Raw genomic sequence first — 26,391 nt, forward strand, 5'->3', positions numbered from 1 at the left:
ATAAAATTTACTCATTATATGCAAAAAATATTAAACCAAAATTATACTAATTGATAATTTTTTGTATTTGATATTACCTTTGCGAAATTTTGCGCATCTAAACCTAGCGATTTCTCCACATCTGCGGTGCTTCCATGTGGCAAAAACTTATCCTCAAACTCATAAGAAATAATTTTTACATTTTGAATATTTTCCTCTTGTAAAAACGCGCCTAGTATTTCGCCCACACCGCCTTTTTTCATACTTTGGCTAAATACGAACCAAATTTTGGTTTTTTTCGCTAAATTTAGTAAAAATTCTCTATCCAGTGGCTTTACAAAGACCAAATCAACGATATTTACGCTCATTTTATCATTTAGGATTTTTGCTACCTCGCACGCCTTGCCGGTGCTATCTCCATAGCCGATAAATGCGATTTGGCTACTCTCACACTCTTTGATAAATCTCGATTTTAATGGCGAAATTTCAGGAATTTGCCCGAAATTTGGCTCCAAGCTTTGCATTGTAAAGCTTCCGCGTGGATAGCGAATCGCCAAAATCCCCTTATGCTCGTGTGAATACCTCATCAAAGCCCTAAAACTCGCCTCATCGCACGGCGCACACAGACTTAAATTTGGTATAGCATTAAACAAGCTTATATCAAACACACCCTCGTGCGTCTCGCCGTCCTCGCCCACGATTCCAGCCCTATCCATGGCGATTACAGCGTTTAAGCCCATAAGCGCTAAATCGTGGATTACTTGATCGACCGCGCGCTGCATGAAGGTCGAATATATCGTAATGTATGGCCTAAAACCCTCTTTTGCCATTGCCGCCATTGAGGTTACGGCGTGTTCTTCGGCAATCGCCACATCCCAAAATCTATCAGGGAAACGCTCAATTAGTGCGTCTAGCCCAGTCCCGCTTGGCATAGCAGCTGTTACGCCAACTACATCAGAGTGAGCCTGCGCTAGCTCTAAAAGGGCTTCTTGGTAAATTTTTGTAGCTGATTTCGCGCCCGATTTTTTCTTAAATTCGCCACTTTTTATGTCGAAAGCTCCCACGCCATGCCAGTTGCCATCGTCGTTTTCGCTGTTTTTATAACCTTTGCCTTTGATTGTTTGGATATGCACGATTACTGGCTTTTTAGCACTCTTTGCGACCCTAAATGCGCTAATTAGATCGCCTAGGTTGTGTCCATCAACAGGGCCAATGTATTCAAGGCCAAGCTCCTCGAAAAACATGCCAGGAATTATGAGTTTTAGCGAGTTTTCAAAGCGCCTTGCCATGTATGTAGCACTCTCTGGCGCGTGAGATAAAAGCTCTCTAATGCGCGATTTAAATTTTTGATATGTCTCGCCCGCCATCATCTGGCTAAGATACTTGCTAAATGCGCCGATTGGCTTAGAAATGCTCATTTTGTTATCATTTAGTATGATTACGCAAGGCAAATGCAAATCCCCTAGCTCGTTCATCGCCTCATAAGTCATGCCCCCACTCATCGAGCCGTCCCCTACTAGCACCACAGGCACCCTATCCTCGCCTTTGAGTTTGATCGCCTTTGCTGCGCCCACAGCTAGGCTAATCGAGGTGCTAGCATGTCCAGCTACGAAATAATCATGCTTACTCTCGCTAGGCTTAGTATATCCGCTAAGTCCGCCAAATTTACGCAAAGAGCCAAACTCCTCCCAACGCCCAGTTAGAAGCTTATGCGCGTAGCTTTGGTGGCTGACATCGAAGATAAATGGATCTTTTGCGCTATCAAAAACCACATGCATAGCCACTATCGCCTCGACCGCGCCCATGTTTGAGCTAAGATGACCGCCGTTTTGGCTCACGACTTCGACGATTCTGGTGCGAATTTGCTCACAAAGCTCGCTAAGTTCGGTTAGGCTTTTGTTTTTGATATCCACTATAACAACTCTTTTAAGGCTTTAAAAACGCGCGAATTTTGCTTCGGAAGCCCGATTGTAATGCGAATCGCGTTCAATCCATAACTCTTTAAATTTCGCAAAATAATACCTTGTCGCAAAAGTGCGTCGCAAATTTGGGTTGAGTTTTGATTATCACCTAGCATAAATGTTATGAAATTTGCATAACTTGGCAAGAATTTAATGCCGTTTTTGGTGGCAAATTTTTCAAATTTTTTCATCTGCTGAAAGTTGTTTTGCAAGGTCTTTTGCACAAATTTATCATCGCCAAGTGCCGCAATCGCTGCCGCTAAGGTCGGTGTGGTGATATTAAATGGCGGGCGCAGTTTATAAAGCGCACTAATAATTCCACTATCGCCAATTCCATACCCCACTCTCATACCCCCAAGCCCATACGCCTTAGAAAATGTCCCAAGATAGAGGGCGTTTGTGAAATGCTCGCTTATAAATTTAGGATCTAAGTGCTTGTTTTTGTCCTTAAATGTGGCAAACTCATTATACGCCGCATCGATGATGACGAGGGTGTCCTTATCCACGCTAGCGATAAATTCGTAAATTTTCTCAGCGTCCAAACACTCGCCAAGAGGGTTGTTTGGCATACACAAAAATATCGCTTTTATCTCGTTTTTATGCGCCTCGTAAAGCGATTTTAGCGCCTCTAAATCGTGCGAAATTTCTTTGGTTTTATAAATTTTGCCCTCGCAGTGCCTTGCGTAAATGCCATACATCGCAAAGCTTACCCCTGCTTGAAGTATCGCAAAACCCTTGCTAAGAACGCTGTGAAGGGCAAATTCGATGATTTGATCGCTACCTGCGCCGATTATGATATTTTCGCTTTTTACGCCAAATTTCGCCGCTAGCGCGTCTTTTAGTTCAAACATACTATCATCAGGGTAGAGATGAGCGGAGGCGGCGCATTTTTTAATGGCTTTTTGCGCTTTTTTGCTAGATCCAAATGGATTTTCGTTGCTAGCTAGTTTTAGCACATCTTTTTTCTTCACGCCAAATTCGCGCACCACTAGCTCGATTGGCTTTCCAGCCTCGTAATTACTCAAATCGTCCAAAAATTTGTTAAATTTCATTATTCATCTCCATTTAAATAGCTTCCAAGCCAAGTTATTTCATGGGCGTGGCGAGTGGCATTTTCTAGCACTCTAATCACGCCCTCATCGTCGATATGCCCCTCAAAATCGATATAAAATACGCTTTTGAAATCATGCGATTTAATCGGGCGACTCTCTAATTTGGTCAAATTTATCCCCTCGTTGCGAAACATTTGAAGTAACTCCACTAAACCGCCCGGTTTATCATCAGTTTTAGCCAAAATGCTGGTTTTGTTGCGATCACTTCTTTGGTTTTTGAAGTCGCTTAGCACGAAAAATCTCGTGCGATTGTTTGCATTATCTTCGATTTTTTCATACATTACAGGCACGCCATACAGCTCGGCTGCGATTTTAGAGCAAATCGCTGCTGAATTTGGGGTTTCAAGCGTTGCCTGCGCGGCTTTGGCAGTGGATTTGGTGGCTGTAAATTTAACCCCGCTAAGTCCGTGATCGTCTAAGAATTTCAAGCATTGATTATAGGCTTGCGGGTGAGAAAAAATCTGCGTAATCTCGGCTGTTTGCGTGCAGTTTGTAACCAAAGAGTGGTGGATATCCATATAAATTTCGGCTACGATTTTGACCTCTTGGTATTTGCGCAAACAATCCAGCGTCACGCCGACTGCGCCTTCGGTGTTGTTTTCTATGGGCACGACGCCGTATTTGGCCTCTTTGGTGATTAGGGATTTAAACACTGCCTCGATGTTTGAGAGTGGCTCATAGGTGCTAATCGCGCCAAATCTGGCCTTGGCTGCTTGGTGAGTATATGTGCCAAAAGGCCCTAAAAACGCTACGACTTGCGGTTTTTCTAAATTTCTAGAAACTGAGAAAATTTCAAAAAATATTGCCTCAATGGCCTCTTTATTTAAATTTTTAAGTTTGACGCCATCAAGCCTAGAAATTATCGCACGCTCCCTTTCTGGGCGATACACGGCGCTTCCTGTGGTCTGCTTTAATTCGCCGATTTTTTTAACATAATCCATACGCAAATCAATCAAACGAATAATCTCATCGTCGATTTTATCAATCCCTACGCGTAAATCTTCTATGCTTTTCATCACTCTTCCATATATTTTTTTTCGTTTGCAACGAGATCTTCGAAACTCTCTCTGGCTCTGATTAAACGATCCTTGCCCTCGCTAATAGCCACCTCAGCTGGACGCGGGCGCGTGTTGTAGTTGCTAGACATGCTAAACCCATACGCTCCTGCGCTTTTTATCACCAAAATATCGCCGTGGTCTAAATTTGGCAAATTTACATTTTTGGCTAAAAAATCGCCACTCTCGCAAATCGGCCCTACGATATCACAAAGCGAGCTTTCGCCCTCTTTTTGCACCGCTACGACCTCGTGATAGGCTTGATACAGGCTCGGGCGGATTAGATCGTTCATAGCTCCGTCTGTGATGACAAAGCGTTTGGCGCCGTTGTATTTCTCGTATAAAACGCTAGTGATAAACTCGCCCGCATTTCCTACGATAAACCTGCCAGGCTCGCATGTAATCGTCACATCTAAGCCACTTAAAACAGCCAAAATTCCTTGCGCATAATCATACAAACTAACCTGTTTTTCGTCTTTATAGCGGATTCCAATCCCTCCGCCGATATCGAAAAATTTAATCTCAATCTGCGCTGCAAGCAGTTCGCGCAAAAGATCGCTGACGATTTTCGCTGCGTCATGGATCGGCGAAATGTCAGTTAGCTGCGAGCCTATGTGAAAGTGGATCCCAACTGGATTTAAAAATTCAGACTTTTTAGCGTAAAGATACATAGCGCGCGCATTATCAATGCTAACTCCAAATTTGTTTTCGTTAAGTCCAGTAGAAATGTATGGGTGGGTTTTAGCATCGACATTTGGATTTACGCGGATACTAATCCTAGCGGTTTTGCCCAAATTTTGCGCGATTTTTTCTAAGCGATACATTTCGGCTTCGCTCTCTAAATTTATATATAAAATTTCGCTTTTTAACGCCTCTTCTAGCTCATAATCTTGCTTGCCCACGCCTGAATATATGATTTTATACGAATTTGCCCCAGCTAGTAGCGCGCGTCTGACCTCGCCGATACTAACGCAATCAAACCCGCTTCCTAGCCTTACTAAGTGTTGCAAAATGCTTAAATTCGAGTTTGCCTTAATAGCGAAGCAAACTAGCGATTTGCGCGCTGCAAATGCACCTTTTAATAATTCATAATTTTTCGTAATCTCGTCGAAATCATAAACATAAAGCGGAGAGCCGTATTTTGAGACTAAATTTTTGTAATTCATATATTTTCTTTCGGTAAAAAATTTTGCGCATTTTAGCAAATTCGGACTTAACGATGCTTAAAAACCAGCCAAATCGCAAATACTAAAAGTAGCAAAATCGGCACGATAATGCCTAATTCTGGGAGTATCACGCCATTAAGCGAGAAGCGAATCAGCACGAAAAACAGCCCCCACGCACAAAGAGTAATGATAAAAAACCCAAAACTCATAAGAGCTAGGTTAAAAAACCTGCCAGTAATCGGAAAATAATAATAAAGGATTAAAATCATAATCGGCGCAAAAAGCGGGAAAAATATCATATTGTATAAATTTGCCTTGATTGAATTTACATTGACGCCTTGGTTTGCGAAGGTTTTGATAGAGCGAATCGCGTCTTTGATCGAATATACATTGCTCGTATCATACACGCTTTCGATCGAGCTTGGGTTAAAGCCTCTTAGCATGGCTTCGTTTTGGATACTTTCCTTTTTCAACCCAGCCTCGCCAAGGCTTAAATTTGTAGGAATTTGGGTTTTTTCGCCCTCCCTAAATTTCCACTCTTTCGCGCTATATTCGCCGTTTTTAGCCCAAATTCTGCTTTGCAACTCGCTAGCGTTGATATCAAAAGCTATCATCTCATCAGCGTGGTTTTGGTGAAGTCCGTTGATATAGACATATTTGCCCTCGTATTTGAGAAACATCTCAGGCCCTACTGGGGTAAAATCCGTCAAATTCTTTTGAAATTTCAAAGCATAGGCAAAAGGGGTGGTATTTAGATAAATATATCCTAGCGTGATAAAAAGCGATATCAAAAACGGCGGAATTATCAGAGCGTTTTTGCTCACGCCAAGGGCGTAAAAGCTGATAAGCTCGCTACTTCGAATCATGTTAAAAATCATTATAATCAGCGCAAAAATCAGGCTTAATGGCAAAATATAAGTAATCGCCACGCCAGCTGTTAGTGCCACATATAAAAGCCCTGTGTTGGCGCTTTGCGGGAAGTCTTTGAGATTGGTTAAGACATCGATTCCCACATAAAAAAAGTCCAAAGCTACAAATAAAATAAAAAAATATTTAAGATAAACAAGGCTTACATATTTGGCATATAGCTTCATTGCGCAACCTTTTTTATCGTGAATTTTTGCGAAATTTCATCTATATCGCTGTGAATTAGCTCATTTACAGCCTTTTTGGCATACTCTAAAATTTGGCTTAGTTTTTCCCTATCATCGTCCCCAAATTTAGCCAAAACAAAATTTGCAGCGTCCCAGCCTTCTGGCTTTTTGCCCACGCCGATACGCACTCTTTCATACTTGGTTCCAATCAGATTGTCGATTGATTTAAGCCCGTTATGTCCGCCAGCGCTTCCGCCAAGCTTAAATTTAATCGCACCAAGTGCTAAATCAATATCATCGTGGATTACGATAACTCTATCAGGTTTGTAAAAATCGCAGACTGCTTTAACAGAATTTCCGCTTAAATTCATAAAAGTTTGAGGTTTAAGAAGTAGAAGTGAGCCTTTTTTATAAAGCTCACCCTGGAATTTCGCTCCGCTAACATCGCTAAAACCGCCATTGCTTAGCAGAGCGTCGATTAGCATAAATCCTACATTATGCCTAGTGTGAGAATACTTCTCCCCTGGATTACCAAGTCCGACGAGCAGTATCATAGCTCACCTATTTAGCCGAAGTTACTCCGACAACTGCAACAGAGCCATCCATGATAATGCTTACGCCATCTTTTACAGGGATATCGCGAACTAGGATAAAATCGCCCAAATCTAGCTCTGTAACATCTAGCGTAAAGCTATCTGGTAGATCTTTACCAGCGCATTTTACAGCTAAGCGGCGTTTTGATTGAACTAAAACACCTTTGTTTTTTAGACCTTTTGCGACACCTGTTGTATAAACTGGAACAAGATATTTGCTAACTACATTATCATCTACTACGCGTAAATCAACATGAGTTAGGGCGTTTGTTACAGGGTGTTTTTGGTATTCTTGCACTACTACTTTGTATGTGCTATCGCCCACTTTTACCTCGAAAGGCAAAGTATTTTTGCTGCGAACTGCTTTGATAAAATCGTTTGTTTTAAACGCAGCATTTATATTTTTTAATCCTTTCGCATAAATATTAGCGATTAGATAACCATCTCGTTTTAAAGACTTAGAAGCCTTTTTACCGATACTATCTCTAACGATACCTTCTAACATGAGTTTTCCTTTAAAAAAAATAGGGGCTGATTTTACTAAAATTTAACTTTAATATAGCTTTATAAAAGGGTGCTAGCAAGAAATTCTTGCTAGCGTAAATTTAACGACGAATATCTTGGAGTTGAACGACCTCTTCTGCGAGTTGATCTGGGATATCCTCGCCGTTTGCGAGCATAATACCGCGTTTTTTCGCTAGGTCTGCGTTTTTCATTTTTAGCTCTAAGTCGTTGCGTTTAGAGGCCTTATCAAGGGCTTCATCTCTCGTAATCACCTCTTGGACATACAGATCAAGTAGGTGTTGATCGAAGGTTTGCATACCATAGGTGTTGCGTCCATCAGCGATTGCGTCTGGAATTTCGGAGTCGCGTCCTTCTAAAATCATATCTCTAATACGGGTATTTTTACGCAAAATTTCAACTACCGCCACGCGTTTTCCATCAATTGTGCGTGCAAGGCGTTGTGAGATTACAGCCTCGATAACGCTAGCTAGTGTCATACGGATACGCTCTTGCTCTGCTTGTTCAAACATCGCAACGATACGGTTGATTGTCTCTTTGGCGTCGATTGTATGCACGGTAGAAAAGACAAGGTGACCAGTCTCAGCGGCATGCAATGCAGTCTCAATCGTAACAAGGTCGCGCATCTCGCCCACGAAGATAACATCAGGGTCCTCGCGCAGTGCCGCACGAAGCGAATCAGCGAAAGTGTTGCAGTCCTCGCCGATAGCGCGTTGGTTGATGATACATTTATCATCTTTGAAAACGAACTCAACTGGATCTTCAATCGTAACGATATGGCTCGTTCTAGCGTGGTTTATGCGATTTAGCATAGAAGCGATTGTGGTTGTTTTACCGCTACCTGTTGGACCAGTTAGAAGCACGACGCCGCGCATAGCAGTATCGCAGATCTCTTTGATACTTTTTGGAAGTCCAAGCTCATCAATTGTAGGAATTTTAACTGGAATCGTTCTAAATACCGCACTTACGCCGTCAATTTGAAAAAAGATATTTACACGAAAGCGGTATTCGTCGTTTAATTTGTATGTAAAATCCACACTTTTGTTTTTAATCATCTCTGGGAAACGAGTTTTTAAAAGCTCTTTTGCCAAAGTCATCATATCCTCTTTAAGATAAGGATCTTTTGTAAATTTTACAAGCTCACCATTAATCCTACCACGCACCACAGAACCTGCTTTTAAGTGCAAGTCGCTACCGCCGTTTTGAACCAAAAAATTCAAAAATTTATCAAGTCTATCGCGTTGCTTAAAATCTAGCGTGCTTACATCGACTTGATATTGTGAATAATCAATTGCGTCAGCCATTATTTCTCCTTTTCAAGTGTTGTCACAATCTCATCAAATGCTTGTTCAAAAGCCACTAAGCCATCTTTTAAAAGCTTTTTGTAAATTTTATCCATATCAATGCCAGCCTTTTGCGCGACATCAGCGAAAAATTTATCAATTTCCTCATCGCTAAATGGAGTTTTTGGCTCACATTTTGCCCCTATGAAAGCCTTGATTGTATCAAGCGGGGCAGTATTTACGCTAAGCGGATACAAAAGCTCTTTTATATAATAATCCGCAGGGATTTCGCTACCTTTTACCCCCGTGCTAGCAAAAAGCGCCCTAACAAACGGCAAATTTTCTTTGGCGATGATATTATAGCATTTCGTAGCGTTCATAATGCCGATTTTTGCAGGCTCTAAGCCAGCTTTTTTCATATCCTCATCAAGGGCTCTATCAAAACGGCTAACAAAAATGCTAATCACAGATTGCGGAAGTTTTGCGCCTTCAAATTTAGCCGCGAACTCGCTTGTACCCTCTTTAATCGCTTCTAGGCATTTTGCGGTTTGCTCTGGCGAGAAAATCAAGGTCGCATTTACATTTATGCCCCGCCTCGTCAAAGCTCTCATCGTCTCGTATCCAGCCTGGGTCGCTGGGACTTTTATCATTACATTTGGCATGGCAATTTGCGCGAACAGCCTTTTGCCCTCTTTTATCATAGCCTCCGCATCATCTGAGATACTAGGATCTACTTCGATACTAATAAAGCCGTCATCGCCCTTAGCGTAGTTTGCCAAAAGCGCGTTTGCGGCGTTTTTGATATCAGTTATAGCTAAAATTTCATAAAGCTTTTTTGTGTTTTTGTGCGCAAATTTCGCCTTTTGCGCGCCGTAAGCTTGGGAGGTAGTAATGGCGTTTTTGAAAATAGAGGGATTTGAGGTCGCGCCGTTAAATGTGCCTTTTGCGAGAAATTCGCCAAATTCCTTTGCAATAAAATCGCGCTCGATAAAATCGCACCACAAGCTAAATTTGATATCGTCGTTATACATACTGCATTATCTCCCTTAAATCTTTTTTATCCACGCAATGAGTTGCCTCTTTTTTTAGAATTTCATTGGCGCAAAACGCGATTCTTAGCCCCGCTTCTCTAAACATCGCCACATCGTTTGCCCCGTCTCCCACGCACATAACCTCATCTGCGCTTAAATGCAAAATCGCTTTGAGCTGTTGCAAGACCACGCCTTTTGAGTAGCCAAACATCATCTCTCCGCCCACATGACCGGTTAAAACGCCGTCTTTTCGGTGCAAGATATTGGCAAAACTCGCATCAAATCCTAGCACCTCTTTTGCCCAGTCTGTCGCCACATGAAATCCGCCACTAAACACCACGACGGTAATTCCCTTGGCTTTGAGATAGCTTATAAGCTCTTTTGCGCCGGGAACAAATGGTAAATTTTGAGCAATTTTTTGCATATCCGAAAATTTCATACCCTTTAAAAACATAGCCCGCTCTTGCAAACTCTCGAAAAAATCAATCTCGCCCGCCATTGCGCGCTTTGTAATCTCTTTAACCTCTTTTTCCTTGCCTACACTTTTGGCAAAATTCGTTATCGTCTCCCCGTCCATAAGCGTAGAATCGAAATCAAACACACAAAGTTTTATCATTAAATTTCCTTTATAAAAAAAAGCAATTATATCTAAGTTTTAATTTAAGTTTTTTGAAAAGAGCTCAAAATTTTGGCTATTTTGCACCTCGTAAATTTTCTCGCTTACTGCAAATGAGTTTAAATTTATATATTTCACACCCTCAAATTCTAAAATTTCATCTTGGTGATAATGCCCTTCGATTACGATAGGCGCGGTGTAGTTGTGGATTTTTGGCTCGATATAGGATTTGAAATTCCCAGCCTTTTTATACAAAATTTTATTCTCTTGGCTTTTTAAAATCATTTTTGAAATTTTAAAATTTAGCGCACAATCGATTTTATCCATAAATTTCAAAAACGCCCTATTTCGCAGTGATAAAAGCGCAAATTTTGTCAAAGCTGGCAAAAAAATATCGCCGTGAGAGATTTGGATTTGCCTGCCTTTAAAGCTGAAATTTGCTGGCTGGGCGCAGTTTGCGAAGATCCTTGCGTGCGGGAAAATAGCCTCTAAATTAAAATCGTGATTTCCCTCGAAATAATAAATTTCACATTTTTGCGAAATTTCGTTGATTATGGCAATATATTCGGCGTAAAATTCGCGCACAAATGTCGTATTTGCGAGGAAATCAAACATATCGCCAAGCATGAAAATTTGCGGCGGCAGTGTTTTCGCGCCCCTTAAATTTCGCAAAAATTTCAGGAAATTTCGCTTGTTTGCGTTATCGTGCGCGTCGCTGATAAAAATAGCTCCGGGCTTTATTTGCAAATTTTCCACGATTTAAATGCTATTTCCTAGGCGTGGCAAACCCTCGCCCACATCGTAGCCAAACATCAAATTCGCATTTGCCACAGCCTGACTTGACGCGCCTTTTAGCAGGTTGTCGATTGCCGAGTTTATCCAAATTTTATCCCCCTGCGTTTTGACGAAAATATCGCAAAAATGCGTTCCTGCGACATTTTTTACAGACACTGGCTCACTACGCACACGCACGAAAGGCGAATTTGCATAAAATTCGCGCAAAATTTTCTCTGCGTCGATACTCTCTTTTAGCACGCCAAAAACGCTTGCAAGCATTCCGCGCGTAAATGGGGCCAAATTTGGCACAAAAGATACGCTAAATTCCGCGCCATTTATCAGGCTAAGTTGCTCCCAAATCTCGTCTGCGTGGCGGTGAGTGAGTGGTGAGTATGCATTTATGTTTTCATTGACGCTCACGAAATGGCTAGTGGCTTTTAGCCCCTTGCCTGCGCCACTGACACCACTTTTGGCGTCGATAAAAACGCCGATTTTGCTATCCATGTATTTCACAAATGGCGCGGCGGCTAGAACCGAGCATGTCGGATAGCAGCCGGGATTTGCCACAAGCCTTGCAGAGGCGATTTTTTCGGCATTTAACTCAGCCAAACCATACACAGCGTGGGCTAAATTTAGCGGGTCTAAATGTTTGGTGTAGTTTTTCTCGTAAAGTTCAAGCGATAGGCGATAATCCGCGCTTAAATCCACGACCTTGACGCTAGGAAATTTCAAAATTTCGCTCGCAAACTCCATTGCCTTTTCGTGCGGAAGTGCCAAAAACACCACATCGCAACTTTGCGCGGCAGTTTTTGGGTCGGCAACTTGCACCCTCATATCCAAAATCCCAGCCAACTGCGGGAAAATCTCAGAAATTTCGCCCTCACTCGTAGCGGCAAGATACGAAATTTCAAAGCCTTTGTGTGCTAGTAAAATTTTAACTAGTTCAAGCCCAGTATATCCCCCTACGCCGATGATTCCAGCTCTTTTCATATTTTCGCCTTAAAATTTAATCGGTTTGTAGCTAACGCTGATAATCTCGACATCTCTGGTGCCACTTGGCAGGTTTAGCACCACTTCATCGCCCTCGGCCTTGCCCAAAAGCTGGCGCGCTAGCGGGGTGTTGATATTAAGCAGTCTTTTGGAAATATCAGCCTCCATAAGCCCCACGATGACATAGGTTTCCTCGATTTCGGTTTCCACATCCATGAAAGTCACAGTAGAGCCAAATTTGACCTTATCGTGCTCGTAGCTTGCGGGATCTATTATGCGAGAGCGCGAGAGTATGTCGTTTAACTCGGCAATGCGAGAGAGCAAAAACGCCTGTTCCTCGCGCGCCGCGTGATACTCGGCATTTTCCTTCAAATCGCCGTGATCTCGCGCGATATCGATTTGTTTGATAATGTGCGGGAGTTTTACATTTTGGAGCTCTTTAAGCTCAGCAGTGATTTTTTCGTATCCATAAGAGGTCATGGGTTCTGTGATACTCATAGCAATCCTTTTTCAAATTTTTCTAATTATACTTTAAATTTAGCGTTTGTCGTTAAAATTCGCGCCACATTTTTCGCACTTGGCATAGCCAAATACTCTCTAAGCTCCACGCAAGCGCGCGCAAAGCGCTCATCATCGCGCAGGGCGTATGCGTCGTAGAGATTTGAGACACTCACTTCTTCTTGGATTAATTCTTTGTGAAGCTCGTCTTTTTCGCAAAAATCAAAGATTATGTTTGCAAGGCCGACATGTTTTAGCTTCACAAACCTGCGCGCGATCGCGACATCTAGGGCCTTGGCTTTGTAGCAAAGCACAAAAGGGGTGCCAATAAGGGCAGCTTGCAGGGTCGCAGTCCCAGAGCAGATAAAGGCGAATTCGCTTTTTGCTAGGGTTTTTATAGCATCAGTTTCTATGCTAAAACCGCGCGTATCGCCGTAAATTTGCTCCACCTTATCCGCCAAAAATGGTGGCACAACTAGGCTAAATTTTAAATTTGCATTTTCGCTTTTTAGCTTTTCGGCTAATTCCCTATAAACTGGCATAAGTCGCGAAATCTCAGCCCTGCGAGAGCCCGGCATAAAGGCGATTAGGCCGTTTTTTTCATACGAGCTTTTGCGCTCTTTGATTTCGTCTAAAAGCGGGTGTCCTACGAAGCAAAAACCGCTTTTATCGCTTAAATTTGGCAAATTTTCAAAATTTAGATCCAAAATTTTAGAATAAAACTGCCTCTCAAACTGCCAAATTCCACACAAAAAATCGCAATTTTCTTGCAGAGCTTTGACTCTACCGCGCTTCCACGCCCAAATTTGGGGCAGGATATAATACACTATCCTCGCACTCACGCCCGATTTTTTCAGAGCCTTTGCAAGGGGCAGGTTAAAGGCTGGGCTATCGATTAAAAGCACCACATCGCAGTTTTTTGCTAGCTCGCACATCTGCTTTAACGCCCTTTTTGCCTTAAAAATCAGTGGAATAATCTCCACAAATCCCATTGCCGAAAATTCGCTCGATTTATACAACGGCTCGCCGTGCGCGCTAAATTCCTCGCCAAAAATGCCATAAATTTTAGCGTTTTTATCGAGGATTAAAATTTCACGCAAAACCTCGCTAAAATGCAGATTTGCAGACGGTTCCAAACACGAAATCAAATAATTCAAACTCTTACCTTTTTTAATTTTTGGCAATTATATCAAAATGTGCTAAAATTAAACATTTTTAAATTTTAATCACAAGGAAAAATTATGCAAAAATCCCTAATTTGCGCCATTTGCGCGCTATTTGTGGCAGGGTGCGCTTCCACTCCGAGCTACCAAAAAATGCAAATCGACGAACCAGATAGTGCCATAAAAGTGGCAAAGACAATGACCGCAAACAACGCCCCAGAGGGTATCGCAAGGCAAATCAGCGATAGTTTTCGCGCTCACCCTGGCGCGCAGGCTGATTTTAACGGCGCAAGGCTAGTCGATGTCACGAGCGAGGGAGCAAGTGCTGTTTATCACTTCGAACTATCCTCAAAATGGGGCGAAATGAGCCCAAAAAATAAGGAAAATTATCTCAAATCCTTCCAAATCGTCCTAGCAAATCAAGCTTGCAACTCGCCTAGCAAGCGCATTTTGCTCCGACATGGCGTGAAATTTAGCCATAGATTTTTCTACGATGACCCAGCTTCGCCACTCTCATCTAGTGATGTCGATGAGAGCTTTTGCCTAAGCAAGGGGCTTTAATGCACGAAATTTTAATCACAAACGACGATGGCTTCGAAGCTAGGGGGCTTTTGGAACTTGCAAGCGCGCTAAGGGATATCGCGCATATCACTATCGTAGCCCCAAGCTCGCAAAAGTCCGCCTGCTCGCACTCTCTCACTCTCACTCGCCCGCTTCGCTTCATCGCAATCGGCGATGATTTTTACAAACTCGACGACGCTACGCCTAGCGATTGCGTGTATCTCGCACTTCAAGCCCTGTATTCGCGCAAACCCGACCTTGTAATCTCAGGCATAAATCACGGCGCAAATATAGCCGAGGATATCACATACTCAGGCACCTGCGGAGGGGCTATGGAGGGGGTTTTGCAAGGAATTCCAGCGATTGCAATCAGCCAGTATTACAGCGCAGATTCGCTGGATAAATACGGATTTAGCCTAGCTTGCAAGTTAGCGCGAAATTTGGTTAAAAAGATTTTTGCCACCGGTTTTCCGCTTCCGCCAAAGCAGTTTTTAAATTTAAATGTCCCGGCTGTGAGTGCGTCGCAGTTTTTGGGGCTAAAATGCGCGAGGCTTGGCGAGAAATTTTACGGACACGACGCCACGCTAAATCGCAATCCGCGTGGCGAAGAGTATTACTGGCTAGGCAATGCGGTTTTTGAGTTTGACAGCGAAAAAAACGCGGGCAGCGACATAGACCTTTTGATGAAGGGCTACGCTACGCTCTCGCCGGTGCAGTTAAATTTGACCGCAAATGAGCAATTAAAGGGGCTTGAAGAGTGGATTATGAAATAAATGATTGCTTCACCAGAGCGCGCTGGATTTTTGGCGAGAAATTTGAAATTTTGCAAAATGCGCGCGTGCTTGTGTGTGGCTGTGGTGGCGTAGGTGGCGCGCTCATCGAGGCGCTGTATCGCAGTGGCGTGGTAAATTTGAGCGTGATTGACTGCGATGAATTTGACATCACCAATCAAAACAGACAATTTGCAAGCGAAAATTTAGGCGAGAAAAAGGCAGAAGTTTTCGCGCGTAAATTTGAAGGCGTGCGCGCAATCTGCGCCAAAATAGATAGCGAATTTTTAGCTGGTTTTGACATAGGCGAATTTGACTTCATAATCGACGCAATCGACGATGTGGGCGCCAAAATCGCGCTTGCCACGCTTGCTCACGAAAAAAATGTGAAATTCATAAGCTCTCTTGGCGCTGCCAAACGCCTAGATCCCGCCAAAATCGAAATCGCCTCCGTGTGGAAAACCCACACCGACCCATTTGCACGCAAATTTCGCTACGAACTCAAAAAAGCGGGATTTTCTGGCGATTTTCCTTGCGTTTTTAGCTCCGAACTTCCGCGCTGCGAAAAGCTTGGCAGTTTTATGGGCGTAACGGCTAGTTTTGGGCTTTTTATCGCCAGCTATGTCGTGCGAAATCTAATAGGCGAAAAATGAAATTTTTCATCGCCGAGTTTTGGGCTTTTGGGCTAAAACAAATCCGAGCTTGCATTTTTGCTGGCTCATTTTTTGTGCTACTTTTCGCCTCAAAACACCTAAATTTGGGCTTCATCGCGCGCTATGATTTTTTGCTAATTTCGGCTTTGATTTTGCAAATTTTGCTCGTCGCGTTTAAATTCGAAAGTCTTCGCGAGCTTTGCGCGATTTGCCTTTTTCACGCCATTGGGCTAGCCTTAGAGATTTTTAAAACCCACCCAGCTATCGGCTCGTGGAGCTACCCGGAGGCGGGAGTGTTTAAAATTTATGGCGTGCCACTTTATAGCGGATTTATGTATGCGGCTGTGGGAAGCTATATGATTCAGGCATGGCGAATTTTGCATTTACGGCTAGAAAACATGCCCCGCTCATACGCTAGTTTCGCCCTTTGCGCGCTAATTTATGCGAATTTTTTCACCCACCATTTCATAGGTTATGATTTTCGCTATGTTCTATTAATCGCTGTTTGCGCGCTGTATTTTCGCGCGAAAGTCTATTTTCGCCCGCGCCAAAGAGAGTATGCAATGCCACTTTTGCTTGCGTTTTGCCTAATCGGATTTTTTATCTGGGTTGCCGAAAATATCGCTACATTTTTTGGCGCATGGGTTTATCCAAACCAAGCTCAGACTTGGCATATTGTGAGCTTCGGCAAGATTTCTAGCTGGATTTTGCTTTGTATTATTAGCTTTATTATCGTGGCGATTTTGAAGCGAATAGAGGGCAAAATTTTGGGTAATGGCTAAATTTCGCTAGCGCAACCCAAAAATACTGCGTCCAAAATTTTGCTTTTTCAAAATTTTACCCAAAACTATAATCTCAAAGAATTTTGCGAAGCAAAATTCAGTAAAATAAATGCGTGCGTAGCACGCCACCTTGTAAGCGTCGCCCGGGTGGGGGTGCGGGGGCGGGCGGGCCTCGCCACTCTGAGCGCCGCCCCCGCAAAAAAGGATTAGACTTAAAAATTTCTAGCGGTTCGCAATTATCAAAAAGAAACAAAAATTCAAAATTCTGCCATTTACCCTACTTTTAATTTAAGCTTTGGCGATTGCCACGCCGTGCTTTCGCACGGCTCGCAATGACACTTAAAAGCAAATTTTGGGCGTAGCTTTTAAAATTTACAAAACACGATTTAGAATTTTAGACTTAATAGTCAAAATTACAAATTTATCGCAAACAATCCTTATTTGAAACTTCGTATTCATAAGTATTATCCAAATTTTGCGTTTTAATAATTCGTTTAAAAGTTAAATTTGCATTGCGAATATTAACAAAATCTTCGCTATTACAATATCTATTTTTTACTATTTCTCCAATAAAAAATAAAAAATTTGATTTCTCTTTTTCGCCCATTTTTTCTAAATCAACAGAAAGGATACTATCGTGTGTTAGAATATTGTTTTCACATTTTATTTCACGCAAAGTAGTAAAATTATCCATTACTTCTCCTTTTAACCTTTCGATTTTTTCTTGTGCAAATTTGTTCTTACAACCGCCTTCGCCAAAAGCAAATACGCTTAAAATAGCTACTATAACTAACTTTTTCACAAAAAACCTTTCTAAAAATTTGCAAATTTACTCGCTAAAATGGTGCCTTTCGCCCTTAAATTCACAAGTATTGTCTAAATTTCGATCCTCCGCCTTGCCAATGACGCTAATTGGGGTTTTGGTTTTGGAGGCGATTTCGTAAATTTTGCTAAGAAATTTTGGCTCGAACGCGAATAAAATCTCATACTCTTCGCCCGAGTTTAGCACATATTCTTTGGGGCTAACAAGCCAGCTCATACCCACGCCGCTAGCGCGCAAAAGGCGCTCCAAATCCTGCCCAAGCCCGTCGCTGATATCCATAGACGCGCTTATGTATTTGGCGGCTTTGTAGAAAAATTTCGCCCTGAGTTCTGGGCGGAGTATGCGAGAATGTGGCGAAATTTCGCTTCTTTTGCCCCCACCTAGCAAAATTTGCAAATCAATTCCTACATAGCCGAGCTTGCCCGTGTGTGCGATCAAATGCCCGCACTTCGCGCCATTTCTGAAAATCGGCTTTTTGCACTTGCCTATCATCGTGATACTAATGGAAATTTTATCGTCGCTAATCGTATCCCCGCCGATAATCTCAATGCCCCATTTCTGCGCGGTTTCGTTTAGCCCGGCGCACAGCTCGTCAATCTGGGCGGTGGTGATGTCCCCGGGCAGCGAAAGCCCGATTAGAGCATATTTTGGCTTAGCGTTTTTGGCAATCATGTCCGAGATATTTACCAGCATGGCTTTCGCGCCGATTTCGTGCATGCTAAGCCACTCGCGCTTAAAATGCACGCCCTCGACAAAAAGGTCCTTGCAATACGCCAAATCGCCCACGATAGCGCAATCATCGCCGTTTAGTTTGCTTTTGAATTTCGTGTAAATGTAGGCCTCTTTGTCCATTTGCTAACCTTTTTCGCAAGAATTAAATTTTGCTATTATATGAAATTTAGCTTAAATTTATGGGGTAAATCAAAAAGCTGCGGCAATACCAAAGCTCGTTTTACTATGCGCAATCGTTTCGCGCTCATTTTTTATTTTCGCAAATTTAATCTCAAAATAAACGCCAAATCAAATTTATCCACAAACGCCATTGTAAGGCGAGTGGAGAGTTTTGTTTTATTTTTTAGCATTTTTCGTGCAGTGGTGAAAAACGGCGTTTTGCTTAAAATTTCACACTCGCACTTACTAGCAAATTCGTCCCTGTTTTGCACGAAAAAGTGCATTTTAGCCATATCTTTGCCAAACCGCCCGACATAAAAATTCGCGCATTTTATGCCAAATTTTGTCGTAGCGTCAAAAATAAGCTCGGAATTTTTAAAATTTGCTTTTAAATTTGAGATTAAATTTAATATTTTTGTCTCGGTAAAATACATAAAAACGCCGTTTGCGATGAAAATCGTAGGCAAGCTTTTATCTAAATTTTCGCTCCATTTCATATCAAACAAATCACATGAAATCAGAGTTTCATTATCATTTTGCGGTAGCAAATTTTGCCTAAATTCGATAACTTCTGCCAAATCAACGCCGTAAAATTTCGCCCCATTTTTACCGAAACGAAACGCCAAAGTCTCCAAGCCACAGCCCAAATTTACGACATTGCAAACGCTGTGTGTGGCAATGAAATCCTTTATCATAATGTCGGTTTCATAGTATCTTGCAGCAGAAGCCAAAGACTCGTATTCAGATGAAATTTTTAGGAATTTTTGCGGGATTTTATCTTCAAATTTCATCGCCGTCTCATCGTAAAAATACTGCTTGAAATTTTTACTTGCATGAATTCTTGCAATCAACGGAATAAATAGCGTATTTGCGATTTTATTTTGCATAAATATCCTTTTTACGGGATTTTTTAAATTTCAATAACGATATATTTTATCAAAAAATGCTTAAATTTCTCAGTCCAATGTGTTTTTGTAGGCTTTTAGCGTCAGGGCGGTGATTACAAGCACGATTAGGCAAAGCGGGGCAAGGTTTGGCAAAACATCGGCAAATTGCGCGTTTTTTAGCATTATCGCGCGACAAATTCGCAAAAAATATGTCAGCGGGAAACACTGTCCCAAAAACTGCGCCCAGCTTGGCATGCCTAAAAATGGGAACATAAACCCGCTTAATAGCATTGATGGAAGCATTACGAAAACCGACATTTGCAGGGCTTGGGTCTGGTTTTTGGCGATTGTCGATATCAAAAATCCTAATGCCAAATTGCAAACAATGAAAATAAACGAACAGAAAAAAAGCAGTGCCAAAGAGCCTAAAATAGGCACTTCAAAGAGAAATTTCGCCATTATGATTATGAGAGAGGTTTGCACAATGCCGATGAAAACAAACGGCGTGATTTTGCCAATCATCACTTCGAGCGGGGTTACTGGCATGGAGAGCAGATTTTCCATCGTGCCTAGCTCGCGCTCCCTCGTCAGCGATAGTGCCGTCATCATAACGCCGGTAAAAATCAAAACCATGCCGATTAGCCCAGGGATTATGTTGTATCTCGTAAATCCCTCTGGGTTGAAATTTCGGTGAAGCAGAATTTCAAATGGCGGATTTTTGGTGCGCAGATGAGCCAGATTTCCTTTAAATTCTTTATTTATCACGCTTTGACTGACCCCAGAAATCGCGCTTATAGCCGACGATACAGCCACTGGATCGCTAGCGTCTGCTTGAAGCAAAATTTTAGGATTTTCAGCGCGGATTATACCCTTGGTAAAATTTTCGCCTATATTTAGCACGAACAAAACTTTTCCTTGTTTTAGGAGCTTTTCGCCAGTTTTGTCATCTGAGATTTCGGCGACTATCCTAAAATAGCCCGAATTTTCAAGCCCACTTACAATGCTTCTGCTAAGCGGCGAATTGTCCCTGCAATTAAGCGCCATGGGCAGGTTTTTGGGGTCCATATTTATGGCGTAACCAAACATCAAAAGCCAAATTATCGGGATCGCCACGACCATGCCAAATGTGGTTTTATCGCGTCTTAGCTGGATTAGCTCTTTTTTGACGAGGGCTTTTATGCGCGCTAGCCTCATTTAAGCGCCTTTTTTAGGTAATACACGAAGGCATCTTCTAGCAAAACCTCGCTTTTTTGCCACGAAAGTTCGTGCTTAAATTTATAGGTTTGCAGGATTTTTTCTAGCCTTTGCTCATCTTCGCCACAAATTCGCAAACTCTCTCCAAACATCGCTGTTGTGGTGATTTCGTCCATGTTTTGCAAAATTTGCGCCAAATTTGCCAAATTTATTCCGCCAAGTATAAACGAAAAAAGCCCAGTTTGCCTAGCGACGCTTTTTGGCGTGCCTTTGACGACGATTTTGCCGTTTGCGATATAGACTAACTCATCGCAACGCTCAGCCTCGTCCATATAGTGCGTGCTCACAAGCGTGGTAATTCCCTCGTCCCTGAGCCTGCCAAGCTCGTCCCAAAACTCGCGCCTAGCCTTTGGATCGACGCCTGCTGTGGGCTCATCAAGCAACAAAATTTCAGGCTTGTGCAGTATGCAAGCACTAAGCGCAAGTCTTTGTTTCCAACCGCCAGAAAGTCCCCTGCTTAGCTGATTTTGTCTATCTATAAGGCCCAAGTTTGCAAGTGTTTCGTCGATGATTGTTTTTGAATTTGGGATTTGATAAATTTGGGCTACGAATTCTAAATTTTCCCTTATCGTCAAATCTTCCCAAAAGCTGAATTTTTGGGTCATGTAGCCGACTTTTTCGCGGATTTTATCGCTTTGGGTCAAAACATCGTATCCTAAAACCTGACCTTTTGCGCTATCTGGGGTCAAAAGTCCGCAAATTAGCCTGATTGTCGTGGTTTTGCCACTGCCGTTGGGGCCTAAAAATCCGTAAATTTTGCCACGCGGGACTTGAAGCGAGATATTTTTTATGACCTCTTTGCCACCGAAACTTTTTCTTAGCTCGCTAACATCGATTGCAAATTCGCTCATTTTATTCTCACGCTAACGCCCAAACCCGGCTTAAATTCGGTGTTTGGGGCAAAGGTGGCTTCGAGCATAAAGACCATTTTTTCTCTGCTTGCGACGCTATAAATCACGGGCGGAGTAAATTCGGCGCTTGGCGAGATATACGAGATTACGGCTGGTTTTTCGCCCTCGCAGCCGTCGCACGAAACTCCGATTTCATCGCCGATTTTGAGCTTCGCAAGGATTTTTTGTGGCACAAAAAATCTGACCTTGATATTTTGCGGTTCTAAAATCGATAAAACCGGGCTATTTGCGCCGACAAATTCGCCTTTTTTGAAATAAATATCGTAAATTTGACCGCTGTGTTGCGAGATGGCTGTGTTTTTGGCAAAGATTAATTTTGTTTTTTCTAAATTTTGCTCAGCAATGGCGATATTTGTTTTTGCAATTTCGATTTCATCGTCCCTTGCGCCAAGGTTAGCTGTTTGTAACACTGCCTCGATTTCCGCGACTTTGGCTTTTGCAGTGTCGAAATTCGCAGATTTTTGGTCGAATTCGGATTTGCTTATGGTGTTTGATTTGAAAAGTTTTTGCGCTCTAAAAAACTCTTTTTGTGCGTTTTCGAGTGCGATTTTAGCGGAATTTAACTGCGCATTTAGGGCAGAGATTTCGCTTTGTCTTTTGCCTTTGATTAAATTTTCGTAGTTTGATTTTGCCTTATTTACCTCGTTTTGGGCGATTTTGATATTTGCTTCGCCAAGACCCTTATCTACGCAAAAAAGTTTATCTTCTGGCGAAATTTCTTGCCCTTTTTGCACATAAATTTCATCTAAAATCCCAGAATTATACGGCGAAATATAGGTAAATTCAGCCTCTATGTAGCCATTTAGTAGCTCTTGCGAGTTTGCAAACGAAAAAAAGAAAATTAGCAAAAAGAAATTTTTCATAAAATACCCAAAAATTGAAATCTGGCGATTATATCAAAAGAAAAATAAAATTTATATAGGTTTTAAGCCAAAGATTTTAATGATTAAAAATTATGTAGAAAAAAGGTGGTGTCCTGCGTTGGATTCGAACCAACGGCCCCCTCATTAAAAGTGAGATGCTCTACCGACTGAGCTAGCAAGACACGGATTGTAAAGTAAGTGGCGCGATGGATGGGGCTCGAACCCACGACCTCCGCCGTGACAGGGCGGCATTCTAACCAGCTGAACTACCATCGCACAAGTGGTGGTCGCTATAAGACTCGAACTTATGACATCCACCTTGTAAGGGTGGCGCTCTACCAACTGAGCTAAGCGACCATTTATTAAAAATGAAGTGTGATTATATATCGATTGATATTAAATTTCGCTTAAATTGGAGAAAAAATCGAATTTTTTGCTATACTCACGCAAAGCTAAATTTAATAAGAAAGAGTTATGAGAAATTTTATACTGATTTTATTTTTTTCATTACGATTGTTTGGGTATTCGCACGCAGATATTACAAATTCCATCGCGTATGTCGCCACAAATGAGGGCGTCAAACCCGAAATTTTATACACAATCGTAAAAATCGAAAGCGATTTTAACCCCTTTGCGATTTCATTTCTTACAAATAAAGCAAACGCCGATTATTTCGCCACCCTAAGCAGTCCAAATGCGCGAATTCGCACGAGTAATTACAGCCTAAATCGCTCCAAATGGGTCGTGGCGATTCACCCCATAAACGAAGCCTACGCAATCCAAATCGCAAAAGAACTCTACGAAGACGGCTTTCCTATCGATGTGGGACTTGGGCAGCTAAACGCCGTAAATTTCGACAAAAGCGAGATTGATTATATCTTCAATCCCGTTTATAATCTCACAAAATGCGCCAAAATCCTGCGCAAATGCTGGAACGCCAAAAATAAAAACATAAAAGACACAATCGAGTGCTATAATTACGGTATGCGCAAACGCTACTCCAACCCCTACTACAAGCGATTTTACGAGCATTACGAGAAGATGTTTGGCAAGCCGTATTAAGATTAATTATTAATTAAATTTGGTTAAAATAGCCAAAATTTAAACAAAGGATAGAAAATGATTTTAATCGCAGGACCTTGCGTCATCGAAAGCAAAGAGCTAATTTTCGCGGTGGCTGAGAAGCTTCGCAAATTTCACGAAATGGACGGGATCGATTTTTATTTTAAAAGCAGTTTTGATAAGGCAAACCGCACGAGCATTTCGAGCTTTCGCGGTCCGGGGCTTAAAAAGGGCTGCGAAATACTAGCCGAAGTGAAGGAAAAATTTGGATTTAAAATCCTAACCGATATCCACGAAAGCACCCAAGCTGCGCCTGTGGCGGAGGTCGCTGATGCGTTGCAAATCCCGGCGTTTTTGTGCCGTCAGACTGATTTGCTCGTAGCTGCCGCTAAAACAAAAGCGGTAGTAAATATCAAAAAGGGGCAGTTTCTCGCACCGCAGGCGATGAATCACAGCGTGAAAAAAGTCCTTGAAACGCGTGGCGTAAAAAGCGCAGGTTACGAGGCTGCCAAAGAAAACGGCGTGTGGCTGTGCGAGAGGGGAAGCACCTTTGGATACGGAAATTTGGTCGTAGATATGCGAAGTTTCCCGATAATGCGCGAGTTCGCGCCCGTGATTTTCGACGCGACACACAGCGTGCAAATGCCAAGCGCAAACGGTGCGACAAGCGGTGGCGATTCTAAATTTGTGCCATATTTAGCAAGAGCGGCGGCGGCTGTTGGAGTCGATGGGTTTTTCTACGAAACACACCTAAATCCGTGCGAAGCCTTGTGTGACGGGCCAAATATGCTAAATTTAGACGAACTAGAAAAAAATATTAATGAAATTTTGGCGATTAAAAAAGCGCTAAAATTTGCCTAAATTCACCCCAAATTCGCACCCAAATTTCGCGGGTGCGAATTGATTGCTTAACCAATTTTATTCATTATTTCTGAAATTTTTGTATATTTCACTGATTAAATCAAAAATTTTTCTAAAATTTTCAAAATTAAATTCACTTGAATTTGCTATTACATACTCAGCAAATTCGTTTTTTGAAGCTAATCTTGCGTTATCTCTAATAGCTTGTAATTTGTTATTGTCCGTAGAGAATAATTCATTATAATCACTAATTGGGTTTTTATCTGCGCCTTTTACAATAAATTTATCATCACTGGATTTTCCAATTTTATCAAAATCTGCACCTAAATATAATCGCTTACCATTATTTAATGTTTTGGTAATTTCGTCATTTGAATAATAGTGTTCTATGCAAATTTTATCATCCCTTTTTCTTTCTTTATTTTCCAAAAATGGTATTAAGCAAGCATAGACATTATTACCTAAATTTTTAAAGTTACTCTCTATCCAATTGTTTATCTTATTCTCGTCTCTATCAAATAAGCCAATAATAATATTATTATTGTTTAGTTTGGATAGATAATTCAACATTGGTTGTAATTCAGTATATCCTAGCGTTTTAGTTTCATTAAAATCATAAAATTCAATTTTATTCAAAAGTTCTTCGTCTAAATTTTCTAAACAACCAAAAGCTGTTTTAATGTGTTTAATGTCTGTTTTTCCTTCTGTTATAAGTAAAATTTTGTCTGTCAAATTTGCTAATTTGTTCTTTAATTTTTCATCTTCTTCCAATATTTTTTTTGAATTGTTTTGTAATTCTTCTTTCTTTTTTTCTACATACGGAGCAACAAGTGGCATAAGTCCCATTTCTTCATCTATATCATCGACTTCGTCCATATCATTGTGATTATTAAATAAATTTTTTTCAGTATTTTTTGGATTTTTGTTGATATATTTCGAATCGCCATTTATAGATTTGCTAACATAATAAAGTTTTGAGCTTTCCTCTTTTCCTTTTAAATAAAAAAATGGAGAGTGAGTTGTTATTAAAATTTGTTTATTTTTGCTCATTTCATACAATTCATCGGCCATTTTAGAACAAGATGTAAATTCTATACTATTTTCAGGCTCCTCATACCCCCAAATAAAAATATACGATGGCGCTCCTTTTGCTTTATTTGATTCCATATTGTCATCTATATATTTTAAAATTGATGGTATATGACGAGTCCTGATGCCATCACCACGATGGATTAAATTTATCTCTTTTACAAAATTATCACTAGTTGAAAATTCTAGATTTTTAAACAATACACTAAGATTTTTTGGCATTTCAATAACAGAATTTATATCTAGCGTATTACTCAGCGTTTCGGTTAAATTTTTTGTTATTTTTTGCAATTCATCTGAATATTTTTGATTTATATTAGATAATTTTTTATCAGCACTATCCATCATAGAATCATACATCTTAGACATTAAGTCTTTAAAATATTCATTGCTTTTGATTGCCGGGATGTATTGATATTTTATTTTATTTTCTAATAAATTTCTTGTTTTTGACCTTGGCGAAACAATGTCGTTCATATTGTCGCCAAAAAAACCATTTTGTCTCCAAATTTTTTTCCAAGTTATCACATTATCTTTATATTTCTTTGAAGGTAAATTAAAAGTAATAGAAATAGTTATCTCTTCTGCCTTTTTATTACGCTTTTTAGCAAATTTAGAATAATCTCTGTCGAAATCAAATTCCGTATTAAAATCAGTTTGTTTATTAAAAAATAAATTTAAAGCTTTAAGGATATTCGATTTGCCACAATCGTTGTTTCCAACTAAACAAGTAAATTTGTCAAATTCTATCGTTTGTTCCACAATTGAACGAAAATTTTTAATCGTGATACTTTTTATCATATAATCAAAACCTTAAAAATAATTTTTATCAAGTATTCTACCTAAATAGCACTTATGAAAAAACAAAATTTAACTAAATTTATACAAAATTCAGCAAATTCAATAAATTTAACAATCAACCCCCACAAATTCAACAACAAAAACTACAAATTAAATTTTAAAGATTTAACTATGATTGATATAAAATTTTAAATGATTTAAAAAAGCATAAAGAATAAAACAAAGTCCGCAACGACCTACTTTCCCGACATCCGAGTAACGGAGAGTATCATCAGCCATGATGAGCTTAGCTTCTTGGTTCGGTATGGAGCAAGGCGTTTCCTCATCTGTATAGTCACGGACA

Annotated in this window: 27 protein-coding genes, 3 tRNA genes and 1 rRNA gene; 6 read left to right on the top strand and 25 right to left on the bottom strand. The window is 41.0% G+C overall.

Annotated features, from left to right (window positions below):
- Positions 1-41 precede the first annotated feature (41 nt).
- The 14 genes from dxs to lpxB all read right to left on the bottom strand — a co-directional run bounded on the left by dxs (position 42) and on the right by lpxB (position 13,834).
- On the bottom strand, positions 42-1,892 hold the full coding sequence (gene dxs / locus OFO00_RS05665; protein WP_270865236.1) for a 1-deoxy-D-xylulose-5-phosphate synthase: 1,851 nt from the start codon (positions 1,890-1,892) through the stop codon (positions 42-44).
- Complete coding sequence (gene hisC, locus OFO00_RS05670; RefSeq protein WP_270865237.1) at positions 1,892-2,992, bottom strand: histidinol-phosphate transaminase; 1,101 nt, start codon at positions 2,990-2,992, stop codon at positions 1,892-1,894. Before hisC ends, dxs begins: the two co-directional genes overlap by 1 nt.
- Entirely contained in the window at positions 2,992-4,068 is a 1,077-nt protein-coding gene (gene pheA / locus OFO00_RS05675; RefSeq protein WP_270859693.1) for a prephenate dehydratase, read from the bottom strand. The genes hisC and pheA overlap by 1 nt, the downstream gene beginning before the upstream one ends.
- Positions 4,068-5,273, bottom strand: a complete 1,206-nt coding sequence (lysA, locus tag OFO00_RS05680) for a diaminopimelate decarboxylase (RefSeq protein WP_270859694.1) — start codon at positions 5,271-5,273, stop codon at positions 4,068-4,070. The genes pheA and lysA overlap by 1 nt, the downstream gene beginning before the upstream one ends.
- A gap of 47 nt (positions 5,274-5,320) precedes the next feature.
- Positions 5,321-6,367 (bottom strand): LptF/LptG family permease, encoded by a 1,047-nt coding sequence (locus tag OFO00_RS05685; protein WP_270865238.1) that lies wholly within the window; start codon positions 6,365-6,367, stop codon positions 5,321-5,323.
- On the bottom strand, positions 6,364-6,921 hold the full coding sequence (gene pth, locus OFO00_RS05690) for an aminoacyl-tRNA hydrolase (RefSeq protein WP_270865239.1): 558 nt from the start codon (positions 6,919-6,921) through the stop codon (positions 6,364-6,366). The genes OFO00_RS05685 and pth overlap by 4 nt, the downstream gene beginning before the upstream one ends.
- A 7-nt stretch (positions 6,922-6,928) precedes the next feature.
- A complete protein-coding gene (locus OFO00_RS05695; protein ID WP_270865240.1) occupies positions 6,929-7,465 on the bottom strand; it encodes a 50S ribosomal protein L25/general stress protein Ctc in 537 nt (178 codons plus the stop codon).
- A gap of 100 nt (positions 7,466-7,565) precedes the next feature.
- Positions 7,566-8,786: a type IV pilus twitching motility protein PilT gene (locus OFO00_RS05700; RefSeq protein WP_270859698.1), complete on the bottom strand. Its 1,221-nt coding sequence runs from the start codon at positions 8,784-8,786 to the stop codon at positions 7,566-7,568.
- Positions 8,786-9,796: a transaldolase gene (locus OFO00_RS05705; protein WP_270865241.1), complete on the bottom strand. Its 1,011-nt coding sequence runs from the start codon at positions 9,794-9,796 to the stop codon at positions 8,786-8,788. The genes OFO00_RS05700 and OFO00_RS05705 overlap by 1 nt, the downstream gene beginning before the upstream one ends.
- Positions 9,789-10,412: a phosphoserine phosphatase SerB gene (gene serB, locus OFO00_RS05710; RefSeq protein ID WP_270859700.1), complete on the bottom strand. Its 624-nt coding sequence runs from the start codon at positions 10,410-10,412 to the stop codon at positions 9,789-9,791. The genes OFO00_RS05705 and serB overlap by 8 nt, the downstream gene beginning before the upstream one ends.
- Before the next feature lie 39 nt (positions 10,413-10,451).
- Positions 10,452-11,168, bottom strand: a complete 717-nt coding sequence (locus OFO00_RS05715) for a UDP-2,3-diacylglucosamine diphosphatase (RefSeq protein ID WP_270865242.1) — start codon at positions 11,166-11,168, stop codon at positions 10,452-10,454.
- Positions 11,169-11,171: 3 nt separating this feature from the next.
- Positions 11,172-12,179, bottom strand: a complete 1,008-nt coding sequence (argC, locus tag OFO00_RS05720) for an N-acetyl-gamma-glutamyl-phosphate reductase (RefSeq protein WP_270865243.1) — start codon at positions 12,177-12,179, stop codon at positions 11,172-11,174.
- Positions 12,180-12,188: 9 nt separating this feature from the next.
- A complete protein-coding gene (gene greA, locus OFO00_RS05725; RefSeq protein ID WP_270859711.1) occupies positions 12,189-12,671 on the bottom strand; it encodes a transcription elongation factor GreA in 483 nt (160 codons plus the stop codon).
- A gap of 32 nt (positions 12,672-12,703) precedes the next feature.
- A complete protein-coding gene (lpxB, locus tag OFO00_RS05730) occupies positions 12,704-13,834 on the bottom strand; it encodes a lipid-A-disaccharide synthase (RefSeq protein ID WP_270865244.1) in 1,131 nt (376 codons plus the stop codon).
- An 84-nt stretch (positions 13,835-13,918) separates the two neighbouring features.
- On the opposite strand from lpxB, the gene OFO00_RS05735 reads away from it, so the two are divergent.
- The 4 genes from OFO00_RS05735 to OFO00_RS05750 are packed head-to-tail and all read left to right on the top strand — an operon-like array spanning position 13,919 to position 16,606.
- On the top strand, positions 13,919-14,401 hold the full coding sequence (locus OFO00_RS05735; protein WP_270865245.1) for a hypothetical protein: 483 nt from the start codon (positions 13,919-13,921) through the stop codon (positions 14,399-14,401).
- Positions 14,401-15,174 carry a 5'/3'-nucleotidase SurE gene (gene surE / locus OFO00_RS05740; protein WP_270865246.1) on the top strand — a complete coding sequence of 258 codons (774 nt, stop codon included), beginning with the start codon at positions 14,401-14,403 and terminating at the stop codon, positions 15,172-15,174. Before OFO00_RS05735 ends, surE begins: the two co-directional genes overlap by 1 nt.
- Entirely contained in the window at positions 15,171-15,824 is a 654-nt protein-coding gene (locus OFO00_RS05745) for a tRNA threonylcarbamoyladenosine dehydratase (protein WP_270865260.1), read from the top strand. Before surE ends, OFO00_RS05745 begins: the two co-directional genes overlap by 4 nt.
- Positions 15,821-16,606: a DUF817 domain-containing protein gene (locus OFO00_RS05750; RefSeq protein ID WP_270865247.1), complete on the top strand. Its 786-nt coding sequence runs from the start codon at positions 15,821-15,823 to the stop codon at positions 16,604-16,606. The genes OFO00_RS05745 and OFO00_RS05750 overlap by 4 nt, the downstream gene beginning before the upstream one ends.
- Positions 16,607-17,027: 421 nt before the next feature.
- Here the strand turns inward: OFO00_RS05750 and OFO00_RS05755 are convergent, their stop codons facing one another.
- The 9 genes from OFO00_RS05755 to OFO00_RS05795 all read right to left on the bottom strand — a co-directional run bounded on the left by OFO00_RS05755 (position 17,028) and on the right by OFO00_RS05795 (position 22,592).
- On the bottom strand, positions 17,028-17,408 hold the full coding sequence (locus tag OFO00_RS05755; RefSeq protein ID WP_270865248.1) for a hypothetical protein: 381 nt from the start codon (positions 17,406-17,408) through the stop codon (positions 17,028-17,030).
- A gap of 27 nt (positions 17,409-17,435) precedes the next feature.
- A complete protein-coding gene (locus OFO00_RS05760; RefSeq protein WP_270865249.1) occupies positions 17,436-18,281 on the bottom strand; it encodes a thiamine-phosphate kinase in 846 nt (281 codons plus the stop codon).
- 131 nt (positions 18,282-18,412) lie between these two features.
- The gene (locus tag OFO00_RS05765; protein WP_270865250.1) at positions 18,413-19,207 is read right to left on the bottom strand and encodes a class I SAM-dependent methyltransferase; all 795 of its coding nucleotides are present in this window, start codon (positions 19,205-19,207) and stop codon (positions 18,413-18,415) included.
- A 69-nt stretch (positions 19,208-19,276) separates the two neighbouring features.
- Complete coding sequence (locus tag OFO00_RS05770; protein WP_270865251.1) at positions 19,277-20,401, bottom strand: ABC transporter permease; 1,125 nt, start codon at positions 20,399-20,401, stop codon at positions 19,277-19,279.
- Entirely contained in the window at positions 20,398-21,312 is a 915-nt protein-coding gene (locus tag OFO00_RS05775) for an ABC transporter ATP-binding protein (RefSeq protein WP_270865252.1), read from the bottom strand. Before OFO00_RS05775 ends, OFO00_RS05770 begins: the two co-directional genes overlap by 4 nt.
- A complete protein-coding gene (locus tag OFO00_RS05780) occupies positions 21,309-22,235 on the bottom strand; it encodes an HlyD family secretion protein (protein WP_270865253.1) in 927 nt (308 codons plus the stop codon). Before OFO00_RS05780 ends, OFO00_RS05775 begins: the two co-directional genes overlap by 4 nt.
- 106 nt (positions 22,236-22,341) lie before the next feature.
- Positions 22,342-22,417: transfer RNA gene (locus tag OFO00_RS05785), tRNA-Lys, on the bottom strand.
- A gap of 17 nt (positions 22,418-22,434) precedes the next feature.
- Positions 22,435-22,511: transfer RNA gene (locus OFO00_RS05790), tRNA-Asp, on the bottom strand.
- Positions 22,512-22,516: 5 nt separating this feature from the next.
- Positions 22,517-22,592 (bottom strand) — tRNA-Val (locus OFO00_RS05795).
- 117 nt (positions 22,593-22,709) lie between these two features.
- On the opposite strand from OFO00_RS05795, the gene OFO00_RS05800 reads away from it, so the two are divergent.
- Together OFO00_RS05800 and kdsA are read left to right on the top strand one after the other, a co-directional pair.
- Entirely contained in the window at positions 22,710-23,297 is a 588-nt protein-coding gene (locus tag OFO00_RS05800; protein WP_270865254.1) for a transglycosylase SLT domain-containing protein, read from the top strand.
- Between the two features lie 57 nt (positions 23,298-23,354).
- A complete protein-coding gene (gene kdsA, locus OFO00_RS05805) occupies positions 23,355-24,158 on the top strand; it encodes a 3-deoxy-8-phosphooctulonate synthase (protein WP_270865255.1) in 804 nt (267 codons plus the stop codon).
- Between the two features lie 57 nt (positions 24,159-24,215).
- Here the strand turns inward: kdsA and OFO00_RS05810 are convergent, their stop codons facing one another.
- Complete coding sequence (locus tag OFO00_RS05810) at positions 24,216-26,048, bottom strand: ATP-dependent nuclease (protein WP_270865256.1); 1,833 nt, start codon at positions 26,046-26,048, stop codon at positions 24,216-24,218.
- A gap of 223 nt (positions 26,049-26,271) precedes the next feature.
- Positions 26,272-26,390 (bottom strand): 5S ribosomal RNA (gene rrf, locus OFO00_RS05815).
- Position 26,391 lies beyond the last annotated feature (1 nt).

This window comes from Campylobacter sp. VBCF_04 NA7 (assembly GCF_027737405.1).
Taxonomy (GTDB): domain Bacteria; phylum Campylobacterota; class Campylobacteria; order Campylobacterales; family Campylobacteraceae; genus Campylobacter_B.